At 62.3% G+C, this 15,974-nt stretch carries 16 protein-coding genes; 2 read left to right on the forward strand and 14 right to left on the reverse strand.

The genetic code is table 11. The features are described from left to right. Positions 1–29 precede the first annotated feature (29 nt). A complete protein-coding gene (locus QAT43_RS09090; protein ID WP_442900230.1) occupies positions 30–452 on the forward strand; it encodes an ATP-binding protein in 423 nt (140 codons plus the stop codon). Here the strand turns inward: QAT43_RS09090 and QAT43_RS09095 are convergent. From QAT43_RS09095 to pheA, 11 genes are all read right to left on the reverse strand, one after another. Beyond that, positions 439–1,074 (reverse strand): HAD family hydrolase, encoded by a 636-nt coding sequence (locus QAT43_RS09095; RefSeq protein ID WP_305042746.1) that lies wholly within the window; start codon positions 1,072–1,074, stop codon positions 439–441. The two genes, QAT43_RS09090 and QAT43_RS09095, sit on opposite strands and share 14 nt — an antisense overlap. Further along, complete coding sequence (gene lgt, locus QAT43_RS09100; protein ID WP_442900231.1) at positions 1,071–1,853, reverse strand: prolipoprotein diacylglyceryl transferase; 783 nt, start codon at positions 1,851–1,853, stop codon at positions 1,071–1,073. Before lgt ends, QAT43_RS09095 begins: the two co-directional genes overlap by 4 nt. Beyond that, positions 1,850–2,818: an RluA family pseudouridine synthase gene (locus tag QAT43_RS09105; protein ID WP_305042748.1), complete on the reverse strand. Its 969-nt coding sequence runs from the start codon at positions 2,816–2,818 to the stop codon at positions 1,850–1,852. Before QAT43_RS09105 ends, lgt begins: the two co-directional genes overlap by 4 nt. 560 nt (positions 2,819–3,378) lie before the next feature. Continuing rightward, positions 3,379–3,669, reverse strand: coding sequence for an integration host factor subunit beta (locus QAT43_RS09110; RefSeq protein WP_305042749.1), 291 nt, complete (start codon positions 3,667–3,669; stop codon positions 3,379–3,381). A 17-nt stretch (positions 3,670–3,686) separates the two neighbouring features. Next, positions 3,687–4,553 carry a signal peptide peptidase SppA gene (gene sppA / locus QAT43_RS09115; RefSeq protein ID WP_305042750.1) on the reverse strand — a complete coding sequence of 289 codons (867 nt, stop codon included), beginning with the start codon at positions 4,551–4,553 and terminating at the stop codon, positions 3,687–3,689. Positions 4,554–4,643: 90 nt separating this feature from the next. Then, positions 4,644–6,380, reverse strand: coding sequence for a 30S ribosomal protein S1 (locus QAT43_RS09120; protein ID WP_305042751.1), 1,737 nt, complete (start codon positions 6,378–6,380; stop codon positions 4,644–4,646). 107 nt (positions 6,381–6,487) lie between these two features. Then, entirely contained in the window at positions 6,488–7,327 is an 840-nt protein-coding gene (ispH, locus tag QAT43_RS09125) for a 4-hydroxy-3-methylbut-2-enyl diphosphate reductase (RefSeq protein WP_442900232.1), read from the reverse strand. A 5-nt stretch (positions 7,328–7,332) separates the two neighbouring features. Beyond that, complete coding sequence (cmk, locus tag QAT43_RS09130) at positions 7,333–8,022, reverse strand: (d)CMP kinase (protein WP_305042753.1); 690 nt, start codon at positions 8,020–8,022, stop codon at positions 7,333–7,335. Beyond that, positions 8,019–9,311, reverse strand: coding sequence for a 3-phosphoshikimate 1-carboxyvinyltransferase (aroA, locus tag QAT43_RS09135; RefSeq protein ID WP_305042754.1), 1,293 nt, complete (start codon positions 9,309–9,311; stop codon positions 8,019–8,021). The genes cmk and aroA overlap by 4 nt, the downstream gene beginning before the upstream one ends. 36 nt (positions 9,312–9,347) lie before the next feature. Then, on the reverse strand, positions 9,348–10,220 hold the full coding sequence (locus QAT43_RS09140) for a prephenate dehydrogenase (RefSeq protein WP_305042755.1): 873 nt from the start codon (positions 10,218–10,220) through the stop codon (positions 9,348–9,350). 8 nt (positions 10,221–10,228) lie between these two features. Continuing rightward, entirely contained in the window at positions 10,229–11,305 is a 1,077-nt protein-coding gene (gene pheA / locus QAT43_RS09145; protein WP_305042756.1) for a prephenate dehydratase, read from the reverse strand. Between the two features lie 190 nt (positions 11,306–11,495). Here pheA and QAT43_RS09150 point away from each other — a divergent pair, with 190 nt between their 5' ends. After that, a complete protein-coding gene (locus QAT43_RS09150; RefSeq protein ID WP_305042757.1) occupies positions 11,496–12,686 on the forward strand; it encodes a pyridoxal phosphate-dependent aminotransferase in 1,191 nt (396 codons plus the stop codon). Positions 12,687–12,724: 38 nt separating this feature from the next. Here QAT43_RS09150 and recJ read toward each other — a convergent pair whose 3' ends face one another. The 3 genes from recJ to QAT43_RS09165 form a co-directional block, all read right to left on the reverse strand. Beyond that, positions 12,725–14,443, reverse strand: a complete 1,719-nt coding sequence (gene recJ, locus QAT43_RS09155) for a single-stranded-DNA-specific exonuclease RecJ (RefSeq protein ID WP_305042758.1) — start codon at positions 14,441–14,443, stop codon at positions 12,725–12,727. Then, positions 14,431–15,297: a right-handed parallel beta-helix repeat-containing protein gene (locus QAT43_RS09160; RefSeq protein ID WP_305042759.1), complete on the reverse strand. Its 867-nt coding sequence runs from the start codon at positions 15,295–15,297 to the stop codon at positions 14,431–14,433. The genes recJ and QAT43_RS09160 overlap by 13 nt, the downstream gene beginning before the upstream one ends. Before the next feature lie 69 nt (positions 15,298–15,366). Further along, positions 15,367–15,974: tetratricopeptide repeat protein (locus QAT43_RS09165; RefSeq protein WP_305042760.1), on the reverse strand; the 608-nt coding region annotated here is incomplete at its 5' end.

The following is a 15,974-nucleotide window of genomic DNA, read 5'->3' on the forward strand; positions in this document are numbered from 1 at the left end:
AGTTTCTGAGGGGTCTTTCGGGGGGCCTAATGATCGACGAAAAAATCGAGGTGGACATCAAAGTCCCCAACCAGACGCGCTACCTCAGCCTGATCGGCAAGATTGGGGAAGATGTCGCCAGAACCCTGAAAAAATACAAGGGGGACCGCGAGGAACTGGCCTATCATATCAACCTGGTTCTCACCGAGTCCATGACCAACGCCATTCGCCACGCCCACGAAGGCGACCCCAACAAGGAAGTTCACATCACCATCAGTATCAAGGACAAGGTTCTGTGCATCAAGGTTTACGACCAGGGCCAGGGCTTCGATATCAGCTCGTTGCCGGTCCCCGAGGTTCGTTGCCTTGAGGAGCATGGCCGCGGGGTGTTCATCATCCACACCCTGATGGACAGTGTCAGCTACCGCAAGTTCAACGGGGGGCATGTGCTCGAAATGATCAAGGCCCTGTAGTTCCGTACCTCACCAAATGCACCAGCTGCCCATGGGACAGCACCCGCCAGTCCCCTTCCAGATCATTCTTGTAGGCCACGAACCGCGCGCCCGCGCCCAACGCCGCATGGCGATCCAGAGCCGAGTCCCCGACGAACAACATATCCTGCGTCCGGCACCCTAGTCGCCGCGCCGCCTCGACCAACATGTCGGGCCAGGGTTTGGGCCGGGGAACATCACGGCTGGTGACCACGGCGGAAAAATGCTCGCGCAGGCCGAAATGGATCAACAGGTCCTCGCCGCTGGCCCCGCGATTGGTCGCGACAGCGAGCGGGTAGTCACGCCCCAGATCGGTCAAGGCCTCGCGCAGCCCAGGCTCCATGTCCAGCAAGGGCACGAAGCGCCGATAATCGAGGCTTGCCGCATAGTCCAGGGCCGTGGAGAGTTGCTCCTCGCCGAGCAGAACGCGCAACACCTCGGGGCTTGCGGCCGTATGGCACAGGGCCAGGGTCGCCTCATCCGCCATGGAGACCGGCGGCGCGCCAAAGCGCGCAAGGATGGTGTTGTAAAAATCGAGGTTGGCCGCCCGGCTCTCGAACAAAACCCCGTCGCAGTCAAAAACAATCGCGCGCAGATTCTTCATGCCTTGCTTCCCCGCCGGGAGCACCAGAAAATTCCCGCCACCCCCAAGGCAATCATCGGCAGGCTCAGCAACTGACCCATGGTCGCCCCGCCCCACAGATAGCCGAGATGAGCGTCGGGCTCGCGGAAAAATTCCACGAAAAACCGAAAAGCGCCATAAAGAGTGAAAAAGGTAAAAAAGGGCACGCCGGGACGCGACCCGCGGCGATGCTGCCCATAGAGAATCAGGGTCAGCACCAGACCTTCCAGCAGCGCCTGGTAGAGCTGGCTCGGGTGGCGCGGCAAAAGTCCCGCGCCGGGAAAGACCATGCCCCAGGGCACATCGGTGACCCGGCCCCAGAGTTCGCCATTGATGAAGTTGCCCAAGCGGCCGAACCCCAAACCCGGCGCGGCGGCCGCCACCAGGATGTCACCCGTGAGCAGGATCGGCAGCTGCTTTTTCCGCACTCCCCAAAGCGCTGCCACCACCACGCCGAGCAGACCGCCATGAAAGCTCATTCCGCCTTCCCAGACGGCAAAAATCTCCAGAGGATGGCTGAGAAAATGCAGGGGATTGTAAAACAGAACATAGCCCAGGCGGCCGCCGAGAATAACCCCGAGGACGCAATAAAACAGCAGGTCGGCGGCATCCTCGCGCTTAAGGGACAGGCCCCGCAGACGTGCGAGATGGACAATCAGAAGATAACCGGCGACAAAGCCCAAAAGATACATCAGGCCGTACCAGCGCAAGGCCAGCGGCCCAATCTGCACGATGACCGGATCGATATGCGGGAAAGTCAGCATGGATGTTCCGTCCTTGGCAAGGATTGAGGGGCAGCGCCCTGGCCGGCGTCAAGGTGCGCCATGAGCTGTTTCATGTCGCAGGGCACGGGAGCCGTCAAGCTCAAAGGTTCTCCGCTCACCGGATGTTTGAGATCCAGACGCAGGGAGTGCAGCATTTGCCGCGCGACCGGCGCGCCGGCGATGCCCTCGGGGCCGCCGTAAGCCGTATCGCCCAGCAACGGATGCCCGAGTTCGGCAAGATGCACCCGAATCTGGTGGGAGCGCCCCGTGGGGATTTCAACCTCCAACAGGGCGGCAGCCTCCCAGGTGCGCGTCACGCGGTAGCGGGTCAGGGCCTCACGCCCGCCCTGCTCGACGGATTTCATGCGATTGTCGCGACGCCCGCGCGCTAACTGGGACCGAATTTCTCCGGCCCGCGCCTTCGGCACACCCTGTACCAGAGCCAGATAAACCTTGTCAAGCCGCCGAGCACCGATGGCCTCGGTCAGCGGTTTGTGGGCCCGAGGATGAATGGAGAACACCAACACCCCCGAGGTATCGCGATCGAGGCGCTGCACCATGCCCAGGGCAGGAGGACTCTGGGGCCGAAAGGGATCCTGAAGGAAGCGTAACAACGCTTCATAAAGCGTTCCCTTGAAACGCGCATGGGTCGGCTGGGTATCAACGCCCGCGGGCTTGTCGAGCGCCAGAAGATAGCGGTCGCGAAAGAGGATATGCCGGTCTTCCAGAACAAAGGGCTCTAGGGGCAATCCATCGACATAGGCTTCGACCTGTTGAGCGCCCTGGACCTGGTAGCCGCATTGGCGAATTCGCCGTCCGGCGACATGGACACCACCCAGATCGATGATGCGACGCCAGAAGGTGCGCGAATGGGCGGCGCGGGAGGCCAGAAACTGATCCAGCCGTTGACCGCTCTCCTCGGCGGCGACCTGGAGGCGATAAAGTTCCGCCTGCCCCCTCATGGGAGCCTCCGACGCCTGACGGAAAAAAATTTTTCTACGTCGTTGACAACGCCCATGGCTATGATAGAAGTAAACACAATCGCTCTTTGAAAAGATTCTCTGGAATGCGCGGTAGGGTCCTTGTTGGGGTGACCAACATAAACGGGACAGAGCATCCGGTCAGTGATCATGGTGAGCCAGCCCATCCTCGAATGGGACGCCTAAAGTGATTCTCCGGTGAATTTCCGAAAAAAATTACAAGGTCGCGCCACCAAGCAAACGATCGGCATTCCGGAGACGAGCTAGCAATTGGCGGGACACAGGGCAGCGGCAACATCCGTTAAATTCTATCCGCTCGAAGCCTTGGCTTCCCATGACAGGTGCGCAACACCAAGCCATAGCGCCAGATTCGCACTGAACTGGTCCTTAAGCAGGAACAACACACCTGATCGCGGATAGCAACAGTGCCCTGGAGATTTCGCCAATTGCTTTTTTACGGGCAAAGCCCCGCAATCTTAGGATTGCGGGGCTTTGTTTTTCCATTCCGAACATCCACGGAAGCCGAACCCGGAACCCGTTCCCTAGCAGCAAGTTCCGTTGTTCACCCGTTCCCGCAGTTCCTTGCCGGTTTTGAAAAAAGGCGTTTTCTTGGGTGGGATCTTCACCAGATCGCCGCTTTTGGGATTGCGGGCCTCGCGAGCATCGCGCTCACGAATGGTAAATGAACCAAAACCGCGAATTTCCACCCGGTCTCCCCCGATCAGGGCCTGGCTGATGCTGTCGAAAATGGTATTGACCACCAGTTCCGCTTCCTTTTTGCTCAGCGCCGTGTTCTCTACAGCCAGTTGTTCAATCAGTTCGCTCTTGGTCATGAGTTCATGCCTCCTGGTCAATTACCCTGCCACAGGTATTGCAAGCCGACGGGATTTGGTTCCTGCAGGCTCTGGCGCAATTGCGTAATGCTTTCCTGAATCAGGAATTCGAAAAATTTGGGCTTCTCCGGTGTCGGGTATAGGGTTTTCGGTTCGCCGCTGATCCCGGCGAGTTCACCGGCGATACGAACAGCATCGTGCAGATTGCCCAGTTCATCGACCAGTCCGGCCGTCATGGCTTGGCGCCCGCTGAAAATCCGCCCGTCGGCAAGGCCGGCGGCATGGTCGAAAGCGAGGGAGCGCTCCTCGGCGACGGCCGTGACGAACTGATCGTGTACATCGTCGATGAGCGATTGCAGGATGCGACGGTCTTCCTCGCTCATGGGACGCACCGGAGAACCGATATCCTTGTGCTCGCCGCTTTTGACCACCTGGGTCTTGAGACCTATTTTTTCGAGAAGATCCTGGAAATTGGTGAATTCCATGATCACCCCGATGCTGCCGGTGATGGTGCCGGGATTGGCGACGATGCGATTGGCCGGCGCGGCGACGTAATACCCGCCGGAAGCCGCGACCGAACCCATGGATGCCACGACAGGCTTAACGGATACGGTTCGGCGGACTTCATCGAAAATTTCCTGCGATGGCCCGACGCCGCCCCCCGGAGAGTCAATGCGCAGCACAATGGCCTTCACCGAGGCATCCTCACGAAAGCGGGTGATGGCCTCGTTGATTTTCTCCGAGGAGAGAATCACCCCGGTGATGGGCACCACCCCGACCCGTTCCCCCAGGGGAAAGGGCGTGGAACGACCAGTCAGATTGCCGACGGCCAAGATGATCAGAAAAAATACAAGAAAAATGGCGCCGAAGGTTGCAAGCGCCATCAGGAAGGGCCGTTTTGTCATAGTTGCTTTCGGATCAAAACAAGCCCCCGGCGCGCAGGCCGGGGGCTTCGAGAATCATCCGATGACCGCTCAGTCGTCTTTCTTGTCTTCAGCGGCCTTGTTCATTGCCCCTTGGAGCAGGGCGCCAAGGCTTGAGGTGGCCTCTTTCTGGGAACCCAGATAGGCATCGACCTCGGCCTTTTCCTTCTGATCCGAGAGCTTCTTGATGGAAAGCCCGATCTTGCGGTCGTCGGTGTCGACATTGAGGACCACGGCTTCCAGGTCGTCGCCGAGCTTGGTGAAGGTCTTGGGCGTGTCGATCTTCTCCTTGCTGATCTCGGAAACATGGATCAGCCCTTCGATGCCTTCCTCGATCTCCAGGAAGATGCCGAAATCGGTCACCGACGTCACCTTGCCGCGCACGATGGTCCCCGGACGGTAGCGCTGGGGGATGGAATCCCAGGGATCGGAAGCAAGCTGCTTGATGCCGAGGGAGAAACGCTCGTTATCCCGATCGATATTGAGCACCACGGCCTTGACCGTGTCGCCCTTCTTGTAAACCTCGGAGGGATGCTTGATGCGCTTGATCCAGGAAATATCGGAAATATGCACCAGGCCGTCGATGCCCTCATCGACCCCGACGAAGATGCCGAAATCGGTGATGTTCTTGACCTGGCCCTCGATAATGGTACCGACGGGGAATTTCTCGCCGATCACATCCCAGGGATTGGGCTCGACCTGCTTGAGGCCCAGGGAGATGCGACGATTGTCGGCATCCACGGCCAGCACCATGGACTCCACCACATCGCCGATATTGAGAAGCTTGTTGGGGTGCTTGATGCGCTTGGTCCAGCTCATTTCCGAAACGTGGATCAGCCCCTCAACCCCCTCCTCCAACTCGATGAAGGCCCCGTAATCGGTCAGGCTCACCACCTTGCCGGACACCCGGGCGCCGACGGGATACTTGCCGGAAGCCTCTTCCCAGGGATCGGGCGTGATCTGCTTGAGCCCGAGGGAAACGCGCTCTTTTTCCTGGTCGAACTTGAGGATCTTGACCTTGATGCGATCACCGACATTGAGGATGTCGGAGGGATGATTGACCCGGCCCCAGGACATATCGGTGATGTGCAGCAGACCGTCGATGCCGCCGAGGTCGATGAACGCGCCATAATCGGTGAGGTTCTTGACCACGCCATCGGCGATCTTGCCCTCTTCGATATTGGCCAGGGTCTTGCCGCGCAGGTTTTCGCGCTCGTCCTCGAGCAGCACCCGGCGCGAGAGCACGATATTGCCACGACGCTTGTTGAGTTTGATGATCTTGAACTTGTAAAGTTCGCCGATCATCTTCTCCAAGTTGCGCACGGGCCGCAGATCCACCTGGGAGCCGGGCAGGAAGGCATTGACGCCGATATCGACGGAAAGGCCACCCTTGATGCGAGAGAGGATCCGCCCTTCGACGACGGCCCCTTCTTCCAGACTGTTCCAGACTTTCTGCTGATCAGCCTTGCGCTTGGACAGGCGAACCAGACCGGTTTCATTGTCGGTTCCCTCGAAAAGAACATCGAACTCGCTGCCGATTTTAATCTGGCTGGCGCCATCCTCATCGGCGAACTCGTTCAGGGAAATGATCCCTTCGGATTTGTAGCCGACGTCGACGACCACCGAGTCGGGATTCATCTGCACCACCACTCCCTTGACCACCTCACCAGGCTTGAGCGCCTTGTGAGTGCTGTCGAGAAGTTCGGCAAACGTTTCCGCGTCCTCGAGTTCCTCGTCCCTGTCCATGAATTCGTCTTCGTGGTTGATCGTACCCTTGTTTTCGACCATTAAAGCGGTTCCCCCTAGCGATTTTCCTGCAAATTTTCGCAGGTTTCTATGTCCTTCCCGAACAATAGGAAGGGAAAATAGCACAAAGTGATGGAAAAAACAAACCTTTAATTGGACGCCGTTTCCACCCGGCGGATCACCTCGTCGATCAGCCAACGCGGGGTCGACGCCCCGGCGGTAATCCCCACCGTGCCGACCCCCTTGAGCCATTCCGGCTCCAGTTGCTCGGCCGTTTCGATATGGTAGGTGCGCGGTTGGATTTCGCGGCAGATCTGGGCCAGGCGCGTGGTGTTGGCGCTGTTGAAGCCACCGATCACCAGCACCAGATCGGCCTTGCCGGCGATGTCCCGCGCTTCTTCCTGGCGCACGCTGGTCGCATCGCAGATGGTATTGAAGATACGCAGTTCCTGGCATTTTTTCAGGCAGATGTCGGCCACCTGGCGCAGGTTTTCAAAGGATTGGGTGGTCTGGGCAATCAGCCCCAAGCGCTTGCGCCGGGGAATCGCCTCGGCTTCGTCCGGAGCGCCGACCACGAACACTTCGGTGTTATCCGCGTAAGAGAGAATGCCCTGCACTTCGGGATGATCGCCCTCGCCCACCAGCACCACCACATAGCCTTCGCGGCTGAGCAGAGCGGCATGGTCCTGGGCGCTCTTGACGAAGGGACAGGTGGCATCCACCACCTCGAGGTTGCGATTGCCGATTTCCCGCAGTTCGCCGCTGGTCACGCCGTGGGAGCGGATGATCACCGCGCCTTCGGGAATGTCCTCCACGGCATTCACCACGACCACACCTTTTTCCTCCAGCTTTTCCACCAGTTGCGGCGAGTGGATGATCGGCCCCAGGGAGCAGATGCCGTCATGGGATTCGGCGGCCTCGAAGGCCATGCGGGTGGCGCGCTTGACGCCGAAACAGAAGCCCGCGCTGCGCGCCAGCAGAATTTGAATCGCCATCAGCCCGCCTCCTGCCCTTTGTCACAGGAGGCGACTACCGCCTCCATGCGGTCCACCACCTGCTCGATGCTCAGCCCCGTCGAGTCGATGAGCACCGCATCGGCCGCCTGAATTAAGGGCGAATGCCGGCGTGAGCTGTCGGCCGCATCGCGTTCTTCCACCTCGGCGATGGTGGTTTCCAGATCCACCTCAAGGCCCTTGTCCCTGAGCTCCAGATAGCGCCGCCGGCCCCGTTCGCGCGCCGAGGCGGTGAGAAAAAACTTGGCCTCGGCGCCGGGAAAGACCACGGTGCCGATATCACGGCCTTCCAGCACCACCCCGCCCCGCTCGCCCATGCGCCGTTGCAGTTCGACCAGATTTTCGCGCACCCGCGCCACCGATGAAACCTTGGAGGTGAGCAGGCTCACCTCGGGGGTGCGGATGGCGGCGCTGACATCCTCGCCGTCAAGGAAAACCCGCTGCTCACCGTCAACTCGTCGAAAGTCGATGTGCAGCGCCAGGCCCAGCGCCCCCAGGGCCCCTTCGTCGCCCGGGTCGATGCCGCGCCGCAGCGCCGCCAGCGCCACGCAGCGGTACATGGCACCCGTATCGATGTGGGCAAAACCAAGGCGCTGGGCCAACAGTTTGCTGATGGTGCTCTTGCCGGCCCCGGAAGGCCCGTCGATGGCGACGATAGGTCGTTTTCTCAACTTTTCACCTGCTCAAGCAGCTCCCAGAAATTGGGGAAGGAGGTCGCGGTGCAGGCCGTGTCCTCGATGGTCACCGGAGCAGCGGCTCGCAGGGCCGCCACCGCCATGCTCATGGCGATGCGATGATCGCCGTGGGAACGCACCCGCCCGCCCTGCAAGCCCGCCACCCCTTCGATGCGCATGCCGTCCTCCAGCGCCGCGACGCGCGCGCCGAGGCTGCCGAGCTCATTGACCATGGCGGCGATACGGTCGGTTTCCTTGACGCGCAGTTCCTGAGCGTCGCGGATGGTCGTGGTCCCTTCGGCCAGGGCCGCCGCCACGCTGATCACGGGGAATTCATCAATGGCGCGCGGCACCAGGTCGCCGCCGATCTCGATCCCGCGCAGGGAACTGCCGCGCACCAGCACATCGGCCACCGGCTCGCCCGACAGGGTGCGCTCGTCGAGCAGTTGCAAGTCACCCCCCATCCTCCGGAGAATATCGATGATGCCGCTACGGGTCGGATTGATGCCGACGTTGCGCACCAACAGTTCCGACCCTGGGGTGATGAGCGCCGCCACCAGGAAAAAGGCCGCCGAGGAGATATCCCCCGGCACCCGCACCTCGCGCCCTTGCAGGCGCGGCTGGGGCGCGATGGTCACGCCGCCGGCGAAGGAGCGCACCTCGGCGCCGAAAAATGCCAGCATGCGCTCGCTGTGGTCGCGGGACAGATGGGGCTCGTACACGGTGGTCTCACCCTCGGCGTAGAGGCCGGCCAGCAGCAGCGCCGACTTGACCTGGGCGCTGGCGATCTTCGAACGGAATTCAAGGCCCTTGAGGGGTGCCCCGTTGATCGCCAGCGGTGCCCGCTCGCCGCCGTCGCGGCCCCAGATGCGCGCGCCCATTTTCGCGAGGGGCTCGACCACCCGCTTCATGGGACGGCGGCGCAGATACTGATCACCGGTCAACACCGAAAAAAAGCGCTGCGCCGCGAGCAATCCGGTCATCAGCCGCATGGTCGTGCCCGAATTGCCGCAGTCGAGCACGTCGCCGGGCTCGCGCAGGCCGTGCAGGCCACGCCCTCGGATCTCCAGCACCCCGTCGGCCTGGCGGGTGATGTCCACGCCCATGGCCTGAAAAGCCTTGAGGGTCGAGAGATTGTCCTCGCCCTCGAGAAAGCCGTGCACACGGGTGGTGCCTTCGGCCAGGGAGCCGAGCATGATGGAGCGGTGGGAAATGGACTTGTCGCCGGGAACGGTGATTTCACCGCGCAGCCCGCCGGAGGGGCTGACAGTCAGGGATGGGGTCATGGTCGATGTCTCACCGGCGGCCCGTAAAGGCCCGCCTCACAGGATGTTGTCGCGCAGGTCCTTGGAACGCTGGAAGAATTCAAAAAGCTTCTCGCCCTCACCCTGACGCACGTCTTCCTTGAGTTCGGCGAAAAAACGCTCGAAGCGCTCCATCATCTCGATGAGAGCCGGGCGATTGGTCAGGGCGATATCGCGCCACATGGTCGGGTCGGAGGAGGCGATGCGGGTAAAATCGCGAAACCCTCCAGCGGAATATTCCAGGATGTTTTCCTCGTAGCGGTCGTAGGAACCCACGGCATTGACCAGGGAATAGGCGACCATGTGCGGCAGATGGCTGATGGCGGCGAGAATGCGGTCGTGCTTCTCGGCGTCCATCACCACCACCTCGCTGCCCACCAGCCGCCACATGCGCCGCACCAGGTCCAGGGCTTTTGCGTCGGTGCGCGCCGTCGGCGTGAGAATGCAGCGCCGTTTGCGGTAGAGGGTGGTGAAGGCCGCCTCGGCGCCGCTTTGCTCGGTGCCGGCGATGGGGTGACCGGGCACGAAGGCAACACCGGGGCGCAGCAGCGGTTCGATCTCGGCAATCACGCCGGCTTTCACGCTGCCGCCGTCGGTCAGCACCGCGCCCGCCTTGAGATGGGGCAGAATGGCCGCCGCCACCTCGCCCAACTTGCACACCGGCGTGGCGAGAAACACCAGATCGGCGTCGCGCGTGCCCTCAACCGGATCCTGGCTGATGCGGTCGACGATGCCCAACTCCAGGGCCTTTTCCAGATTGGCCAGGCCGCGGCCGATGCCGATGACTTCGCCCACCGCGCCCGCTTCGCGCAGGGCCAGGGCCAGGGAACCACCGATGAGGCCGACGCCGACCACCGCCAGGCGGGGAATATAAAGAGTGTTTTCCGTCACCGTCGACCTCAGGAGCGCGCTTTGGGGTAGGAGCCAAGGATCTTGAGGAACTGGCAGTAGCTACGCAATTCGCCGATGGCTTCGGCGACCGCCGGTTCAGCCACGTGCCCTTCCAGATCCAGAAAGAAGATGTATTCCCAGGCCTTGGACTTAAGCGGCCGGCTCTCGATCTTGCTCAGGTTGATCTGGCGCTTGCTGAAGGGTTCGAGCATGCGGTAGAGAATCCCCGGCTCGTCCTTGACGCTGAACATAATCGAGGTCTTGTCCTTGCCGCTGCGCTCCGGGTTATTGCGGCCCACCACCAGAAAGCGCGTGTAGTTGTTGGGGTTGTCGGCGATCTTCGCCTTGACCACCTGCAAACCGTAAAAGGACGCGGCCATCTCGCTGGCGATGGCCGCGGCGCTTTCGTCCTCGGTGGCCATCTGCGCGGCCAGGGCGGTACTCGCCACATCCACCAGGGGCACCTCGGGCAGGTTTTCTTCCAGCCAGCGCCGGCACTGAGCCAGCGCCTGGGGATGGGAGACCACCTTGCGCACGTCCTCCAGCCGGCCGCTGCGCGAAAGCAGGTCGTGGGAGATTTCCAGCAGGATCTCGGCGCTCACCTTGAGATCCGAACCCATGAACATATCGAGGGTGTGGGAGACGATGCCTTCGTTGGAATTCTCGACGGGCACCACCCCATAATGGGCGCGGCCGCGTTGCACTTCCTCGAAGACCGCCGAGATGCTCTTGAGGGGCACCAGACTGGCCGACAGCCCGAACTGCTGCATGGCGGCGACATGGGTGAAGGTCGCCTGGGGCCCCAGGAACGCCACCTTCATGGGTTCTTCCAGGGACAGGCAGGCGGAGATGATCTCGCGATAGACGCGCTTGATGGCCTCGGAGGGAAAAGGCCCCGGATTGGTGTCGCTCAGACGACGGTAGATGGCCTGCTCGCGACTGGGGACGTAGAATTCCTTTTTTTCCCCGGCCTTGGCGTGGCCCACCTCGATGACCACCTTGGCGCGCTCGTTGAGCAGATCCAGAATCCGGTCATCGATCTCGTCGATTTTCTGCCGCAACGGCCCAAGTTTATCCTCTGCCATCTCGCACCTCGTTTAAGGTCGGAAAGCAGGCAATTTAGCCCAATCGATGGCAAAATGCAACTTGTGCGGCGTAGGCAAGGACTTGGGGCAGCCAAACCTTGACCCGCCGGCGCGCCAAGGCTAAACTGCGCCGATTGCGGGCCGATGGGATTTGCGTCCGGCCCTCACCTACCCCAAGGAGTTGATTGACATGGCCATTGCCGACAAGGTTCAGGGATGCATCGAGCGTTCTTCGTGGATTCGCAAGATGTTCGAGGAAGGCGCGGCACTGCGGGAAAAGTACGGCGCCGATAATGTTTTTGATTTCACCCTGGGCAACCCCGCGGTGGAGCCCCCCGAGGCGTTTCGCGCCCAGTTGCTGGAACTGGCGCAGCGGCCCCTGATCGGCATGCACCGCTACATGAACAACGCCGGGCACGAACAGACCCGTGCCGCGGTGGCTGAAATCCTCGCCGAGAAAAGCGGCCTGCCGGTGGCGGCGCGCCACGTCATCATGACCTGCGGCGCGGGCGGCGCCCTCAACGTGATCCTCAAGACCATTCTCAACCCCGGCGAGGAGGTCATCATCCTCACCCCCTACTTCGTCGAGTACAAGTTCTACATCGACAATCACGGCGGGGTGCCGGTGGAAGTGTGGACCGATCGCGCTACCTTCCAGCCCGACATCGACGCCATCGCCGCGGCCATCGGCCCCAGGACCCGCGCCCTGATCCTCAATTCGCCCAACAACCCCACGGGCGTCATCTATCCGCGCGAAACCCTGGCCGCCTTGGGGCGCATGCTGGAGGAGAAGGAAAAGGAGCTGGGCCGACAGATCTACGTGATTTCCGACGAGCCCTACGCGCGCCTGAGCTACGACGGCAAGCAGGTGCCCGCCATCTTCGCCTGCATCCGCAACGCGGTGATCGCCACCTCCCACTCCAAGGATCTGGCCCTGCCCGGCGAGCGCATCGGTTATCTGGCGGCCAACCCCCTGATGCGCGAGGTCGAGCTGTTCATGGAGGGCGCGGTGTTCTGCAACCGGGTGCTGGGCTTCGTCAACGCCCCGGCGCTCATGCAGTTGCTGGTCGCGGGGTTGCAGCGCGCCAGCGTGGATATCACCGAGTACCAGCACAAGCGCGATGTGCTCTACGCCCACCTGAGCAAGCTGGGGTTCGAGATGGTCAAGCCCGACGGCGGCTTTTACCTGTTCCCCAAATCGCCCCTGGCCGATGACGTGGAATTCGTCAAGACGGCGCAACGGCACAACCTGCTGCTGGTGCCGGGTTCGGGCTTCGGCGCCCCGGGCTTTTTCCGCATCGCCTACTGCGTGGATCTGGCCATGATCGAGCGCAGCCTGCCGGCCTGGGACAAACTGGCCGCCGAAACCCTGCGCCCGTGAAAAACCAAGGGCCGGTCTTGCGAGGCCGGCCCTTTTTCCTACCCGTTTTCCCGTAAATCCTTCACCCGCAACTGGACGGATTCCCGTCCCTGCCAGCGATTGATCTGCGGCGTGCACAGCACGTCGACCCATCCGTTGATGCCCTGCCAGCGCGCCGCCGCGCCGAAGGCGATGCAGGGCAGACTCACATCTTCCTGACGCAACTGAAATTGCAGATGATCGCGCCCCACGCAGCGCGGCCGCTCAAAGACCGCGCCGTTGACGCGAAACAGGGGCTCGGGGTTGCCGGGGCCGAAGGGCGCGAGAGCAGCCAACTCCGCCACATCCGCCTGGGCAAAGGCCGCCAGGTCAACGACGCCGTCGTGCAGCAGTTGCGGAAGCAGATCGTCTTCGGTAAGCGCCGCGCACGCCAGGGCTTCGAACTGCTCGGTGAAATTGTCCAGTTCCTCGGCGGCGATGGACAGACCCGCCGCGTATTCATGGCCGCCGAATCCCAGCAAACGATCGCCGCAGGCAGACAGGGCCTGATAGAGATGCAAGCCGCGAATGGAGCGTCCCGATCCCTTGCCGCGTCCCTTGTCGAGGGCGATGAGCAGGGTCGGGCGATGGAAGCGCTCCACCAGACGGCTGGCGACGATGCCGATGACCCCGGGATGCCAGCGTTCGTCCGCGAGGACGATGGAGCGGCGCCACGGCTGGTCGAGGGCGTCCAGACGCTCCAGGGCCTGGTCAAAGGTTTCGGCCTCGATGCTCTGGCGTTCGCGGTTGCATTCGTCAAGCTGCCGGGCGATGTCACGCGCCTTCTCGGCGTCCCGGGTGAGCAGCAGCCGGACCGCCAGGGCGGCGTCCTCCAGGCGACCGGCGGCGTTAAGACGCGGCGCCAGCTGAAAGCCCACCGCGCCGCAGGTCACTTCGCGCACCCCCGCGATCTGCCGCAAGGCCGCGAGCCCCGGCCGCCGGTCCTGAGCGAGCAGATCGAGGCCGGCGCGCACCAGGATGCGATTAACGCCGGTGAGCGGCACGATGTCGGCGATGGTGCCCAGGGCGACGAAATCGAGCATGAGGCGCAGGTCGGGCTCGGGACGCGCGGCGAACCAGCCCTCGTCGCGCAACTGCCGCCGCACCGCGAGGAGCAGGAAAAACGCCACGCCCACCCCGGCCAGGTGCTTTTCGGGAAACTTATCGCCGGGCAGGTGCGGATTGATCAGGGCCAGGGCGGGGGGAAGCTGCTCGGGGGGTTGATGGTGATCGGTGATGATCAGGTCGAGGCCCAGCTCGCGGGCCAGGCGGGCCTCATCGAGAGCACTGATGCCGCAATCGACGGACACCACCAGGCGCTTGCCCTGGGCCTGGGCATCACGCAGGGCCGCCGCCGAGAGGCCGTATCCGTCGCGCAGTCGCAGGGGAATGTGAAAGTCCACCTGCGCGCCCAGGGCCCTAAGGCTTTCCACCAGCAGGGCCGCGCCGGTGATACCATCCACGTCGTAGTCGCCGTGCACGACGATTTCTTCCTGCCCGCGCACGGCCTGCGCCAAACGCCGCGCAGCCTGGTCCATGTTGCTCAAGAGCAGGGGATCGGGCAGGGCCGCGAGGCGTGCCGCGAGAAAATGCCGCGCCGCGGCGATCTCACCGAGGCCGCGTCCCAGCAAAATCCGCGCGCTGAGGGGAGAGAGCCCCAAGGCTTCCGCCAGGGCCCTTACACTGCCGGGATCAGTGGCCGCCCTGGCTTGCCAGTGACGGCGGGCTACCGGGTCCATGCCGGCCCCGCCTCGGGAACAGGCCTGTCCAGCAACGGCGCATAACGAACTCGCCCGAGATGCTCCAGACGTCGTCCATCGAAAAATTGGGTTTCGATGACTTGTGCATCCATGGTGCCCCAATAGTTTTCCGCCATCTGCACATCGTCAGGAACATCTTCCCCGAGGACCACCGCGTATTGGCGGCTGCCGAGAATATTGTTGCGCGTGATGCGGTAATCGCGGGGATCGGCGGTCAGAAAAAAACTCTTGTTATTGTCGCGCAGGTCATTGTTGATCACCACGGGCGCTCCCAGATGAAACCGGATGCCCGCGTCGTTGTCGCGGATCAGATTATGCGCGATGCGAATTTCGCTGGTGTTGAAGCGTACCGCCACCAGGTTGCGTTCGAACAGGCTCTGCTCGACAAGCACCTTGGAACCGAAGCTGTGAATGGCGCTGTCGGCCTGGGTGAAGATGCAATGGGAAAAAATCGCCTCGGGGCTCTCGCGCAGATTGATCGCCCCCCAGCTTCCCGGACCGGCTTGGGCGTCGGCGGCGCGAAACTCGATGGGCTTCTCGGGGGTGCCGCGCGCGATGATGCGGCCATGAACGATGAGTTCGCTGCCGGGGAAATAGGGGTGCAGGGTGAGCCTATCCTCGCCCTCGGCTGGAGGCAGGAAAAGCACCCGCGTCCCGGGGGCGATATGTAGATGGGCGCCCTCAGCGATCACCACGTCGCCGCGCAGCAGCACCCTGCCTTGCCAGTGCAGATCCCCTTCGAGCAGCCCTGTCAAGGGCCTTGGCGCAGCGCAGCCCGGCAGGATCCCAAGCACGAACGCGGCCAGCAGAATCAAACGAACCCAAATGCACATGCTGCCCAACACGGCCCCTTCCCTTGCAAAAAAGCCGGGGAAATCCCGGCTTTTTCTTCGATCGACGATTTATTGACCCGGCATGCCCGGCGGCATCTGGGGATGGGCGCGAAGGAATTCGAGTTCCGCGCGGAGCTGATCGGCGCCCTGCCCGGTGGGATGACGTTCGATGTACAGGGTCCAGGCTTCTCGCGCCTTGTCGTAGTCCTGCAGATCGTAGCGATAGACCACGCCCATGTTGTAGAGACTCTGCGGGTGCATGGGATTGATCTCGTTGGCCTTGCGGAAGTTGTCGATGGCCCGGTCGTACCAGCCCACCCGCCGAAACATCACACCCTGGTTGGTGATGACATCAGGATCGTTGGGATCCAGTTCCAGCGCCTTGTTGTAGGCTTCGATGGCCTTCATGGGCTGATTGCCGTCGAAGTAGTTGTGCCCCAGCTGCACCCAGGCGTTGCGGTTGGTGGGATCCTGGCGCACGATGTCCTCGAGCATCTGAATGTTCTGCTGCAGGTTGACCGGCGGCGCACCGGGCGGCGCGCTGCTCGTCGCGGGACGGCTCGGCGTCTTGTCGCCCGAGCCGGAGAAGATCACGCCCAACAGAATGCCGATAATCAGCGCGGCACCGGCCAGGATGTAGGTTTCCTTTTTCATGGCGTCGCCCCCTTCTCCGCCGC

Source organism: Geoalkalibacter sp., from assembly GCF_030604225.1.
Lineage (GTDB): Bacteria > Desulfobacterota > Desulfuromonadia > Desulfuromonadales > Geoalkalibacteraceae > Geoalkalibacter.